The organism is Streptomyces corynorhini, assembly GCF_003346515.1.
Classification (GTDB): Bacteria; Actinomycetota; Actinomycetes; order Streptomycetales; family Streptomycetaceae; genus Streptomyces; species Streptomyces corynorhini.
Genome location: NZ_QQNA01000428.1, coordinates 1 through 3,935, shown reverse-complemented (window position 1 = coordinate 3,935; position 3,935 = coordinate 1). Strand labels below are relative to the sequence as shown.

General features: G+C 76.1%; 2 protein-coding genes. Both read right to left on the bottom strand.

Features of this window, described 5'->3' with window-relative positions; all coding sequences use genetic code 11:
• The coding region (locus DVH02_RS33930) for a PAS domain-containing protein (protein WP_114627669.1) at positions 1-3,243 on the bottom strand (3,243 nt) is incomplete at its 3' end.
• Positions 3,244-3,462: 219 nt separating this feature from the next.
• The coding region (locus tag DVH02_RS33925; RefSeq protein WP_407697711.1) for an SSI family serine proteinase inhibitor at positions 3,463-3,935 on the bottom strand (473 nt) is incomplete at its 5' end.

The window sequence follows — 3,935 nt, the reverse complement described above, 5'->3', positions numbered from 1 at the left end:
GGCTCCGGCTCCGGTCCCGGCTCCGGTCCCGGCTCCGAGCCCGAGCCCGAGCCCGGTCCCGGCCTGCTGGCCGCCGGTGTCCGGCTGCGGGGGCGGGCTTCCCCAGGCGTTCGGGTCGTCCGCGTATGGGTCGTCCGCGTTCGGGTCGTCCATGTACGGCCCGACCGGTACGGGCCCGGACGGTACGGGGCCGACCGGTACGGGGCCCGAGTGCCCGGCCGTGTCCGCCGACACCCGGCGCCGCCCCTGGGGCAGGGGGTGCGGCTGCGGCGGGGTGTGGTCGTCGTCCGGGTTCGTGCGCACAGCGTCGTGGCGGCCCGGCAGCGACGCGTCCGACGCGGGCCGTGCCGGTGCGGCCGGGGGCGCCGTGCGGTCGGCGGCGGCGGGCGGCAGCGCGAACGGACTGCGGGCGGTCTCCGGCTCGGGCGGCACCGGGATGTGCCGTTCCTGCGCGGGCGCGAGAGCCCGGCGGGCCCGGCGCCCGCCGTGCTGCCCGGACGCGGACGCGGCGCCTGCCGGGGCCTGTTGTGCCCCCGGCTGCGGTTGCGGCTGCGGCTGGACGGGCGGCATCGCGGCGGCGGCCGGGGACGCGGGCGCCTGCTCGGGCAGCGGAGCCGGAGCCGGGGCGGATGCGGGTGCGGGTGCCTGCTGCGCCGGTTGGTTCTGGTGGTTCGGGTGGTTCGGCTGGTCCTGGTGACTCGGACGACTCGGATGGCTCGGTGCCGAGGGGCCCGCCGACAGCGCCGGAAGCGCCCGCTGCTCGGGGCGCCGCGCCCGGCGCCCGCTCCCGGCGGGCCCGGCCTCCACCGGCACGCCCTGCGGCGGTACGGCCTGGCCGAGCGCCGCGCGCCCCGTCGGATGCGCACCCTCGGCGGCCGTGACGACCGCGCCCTCGGACGGTGCGGGCTGCGCGGGTGCGGGCACGGCGACGCCCGCGCCGGGCCCGGCCGTCGCGTCCTCCGCCGGGCTGGGCCGCCCGCGTCGGCGCCCGGTGCCGCCGTTCGCGCCTCCCGTAACGCCCGTACCTCCCGTAACGCCCGTACCGCCGGTGTCCTGCGCCGGGATCATCTCCGCCGCGCTCACCGCAGGGGCCGGGGCCGCCGCCAGGGCCGGGGGGCCCGCTTCGGCGCTGCGGGCCCTGCGCCGGCCCGTGGGAGTGGGCGCGGGCAGGGGAGCGGGCTGCTCCGGCCGCGCCTGGCCGGGCACCTGCTGTACCTGCTGTACCTGCTGCACCTGTTGGGCCTGTTGGGCCTGCTGTACCTGTTGGGCAGGCAGCGCGGGCTGTTCGCGCTCCCCGGTGTCCTCCACCGGGGAGTCCAGGAACGCGTCCGTGGACGCCCGCCGCGCGCGCCGCCTGCCCCCGCCCGCCGTACCGGGACCCCGCTGCGCTCCCGGGCCCGTACGAGGCCCGGGGGCCCCGGCCGTATCCGCACCCGTACCCGTGGCGTCCGGATGCGGCGAAGGGGACGGCGACGCGGGCAGGGCGGGCTGGCCGCCCTGCGGCATCGCGCTGGGCGGCGGAACCGTACCCGCGCCCTGCCCCAGCGGCAGTTCCAGCACGTACGCGCTGCCGCTCATGCCCGGCACCTCGTGCGTCTGGAGCACCCCGCCGTGCGCCCGTACGATGCCGCTCACGATCGGCTCGTGCACCGGATCGCCGCCGCCGAACGGGCCGCGCACCTCGATCCGTACGACATCACCGCGCTGCGCCGCGGCCACCACGATCGTCGAGTCGACGTATCCGCCGCCGGGCATCAGCCGGGCCCGGCCCGTCGAGTCGACCCCGGCCACATCCGCGACCAGATGGGCGAGGGCCGTCGCCAGCCGTCCCGCGTCCACCTCGGCCTCGATCGGCGGCGCGTGCACGGCGAACTGCGCCCGGCCGGGACCGATCAGCTCGACGGCGCCCTCGACCCCGGCGGCCACCACGCCGTCGAGCAGGACGTTGGCCTTGGCGAGCTGCTCCGCGCCGACGTCGAGCCGCTGGTAGCCGAGCACGTTGTCGACGAGCGTGGTCATCCGCGCGTAACCGGCGGACAGGTGGTGCAGGATCTGGTTGGCCTCGGGCCACAGCTGCCCGGCCGGATCGGCGGCGAGCGTGGTCAGTTCGTCCCGCAGCTCGATCAGCGGGCCGCGCAGCGACTCGCCCAGCACGGCGGTGAGCTGGGAGTGGCGCCCGGCCACGTCCCCGTACCGCTCGGTGAGCTTCTCGATCTCGGCCGCGTACCGGTCGCTGCGGTCCGCCAGCTCCGCCGCGTGCGCCTCCGACGCCTCGGCCAGCTCGGAGTTGAGCCGCTGCGTCGTCTCCTTCAGCTCCCCGGCCAGCCGCTCGCCGGTCTCCTTCAACTCGGCGCCGAGCCCCTCCCGCGTCTCCTTCAGCTCCGCCGCGTGCCGCTCCTCGGCTGCGGTCAGCTCGGCCGAGTGCTGCTTGGTCAGGTCGTCGTACGGACGCCGGTCGGTGAACGTCATCACGGCGCCGACGAGCTGATCCCCGTCCCGTACGGGCGAGGTCGTCAGATCGACCGGCACCTGCTTGCCGTTCTTCGCCCACAGCACCTGCCCGCGCACCCGGTGCTTGCGGCCCGACCTGAGGGTGTCGGCGAGGGGCGAGTCGGAGTACGGGAAGGTCTCCCCGTCGGCGCGCGAGTGCATGACGAGCGTATGCAGCTCCCGGCCGCCCAGATCACCGGCGCGGAACCCGAGGATCTGCGCGGCGGCGGGGTTGACGAGGACGACCCGGCCGTCCGTGTCCGTACCGACGACGCCCTCGGAGGCGGCGCGCAGGATCATCTCGGTCTGGCGCTGCGAACGCGCCAGCTCGGCCTCGGTGTCCACCGTCCCGGAAAGATCCCGCACGACCAGCATCAGGAGTTCGTCGCCTGTGTAGCTGTGGGAGTCGTTGTACGCGTCCCGGCCGTCCTCCAGGCTCGCGCTGGTGACCTCGGCGGGGAACTCCCCGCCGTCCGTGCGCCGGGCGACCATCCGGGTCGGCTTCGTACGGCCGCGGGCGTCAGCGGAGGCGGGCCGGCGCATCGAACCGGGGATCAGCTTGGAGTCGAACTCGGGGAGCAGATCGAGCAGCCCGCGACCGACGAGCGCCGTGCCCGGGGTCTCGAACATCTCCAGCGCGATGGTGTTCGCGTTGACGACCGTGCCGTTGGCGTTGACGAGCACCAAGCCGTCGGGGAGTGCGTCGAGTATCGCCGCGAGGCGAGCAGCGCCCCGGGATGGCCTGCTGCTCACGACGACGCTTCCTCCCTGACCTACTGCACCTTGCGGACCGCGTCACCCATCTTGCCTCTCGGGTTCCGGCCTGTCACGGAAGGGAGTCTAAGGGCTGGGACGGTGCCCGCGACGGCGGATGAGACGGAGTCCCCCCTCGGGAGCGGGCACAAGGGGGCGCGCGCCGGGTCACCGAACGCCCCCTCGACGCCGAACTCTTTTTGATCTTTTGACCGACGCTCAGACGGTGGTGGCCGGAAGTACGGGCTCCAGCGCCCGCCAGCGGGAGATCTCGCAGCCGTTGGCCTTGCTGAAGGAGGCGTCGACGCTCCGGCCCCGCCAGCTCCCGGTGATCCGGGCGGTGGCGGGTCCGCCGTGGAGCATGGTGCACATCGTGTCCTTCGCCACGGGTGCGAACGGGTCCTCGCCGCCGCCGACCATCTTCCCGCCCAGCTCCTGCAGCCGGTCGCACGCGGCCCCAGCCCGCTGATGCGTGCCCCCGGCGGGCCGACAGGTCAGCCGGAACGTCCCGTCGGCACCGGACACCCCGCTGTCGGCGACGGTGACGGTCAGCGCGTCCCCGGCCGTGGCCCCGGCCCCGGGCCCGGCCACGCCCGCCCCAGGGGACCAGTGCCCGGCCGGGGCCAGGGGGCCGGTCTCGGCCATGGGCAGCGGTACGGGGAACCCGCCCGCCCCGGCCGGGCACTGGTCCC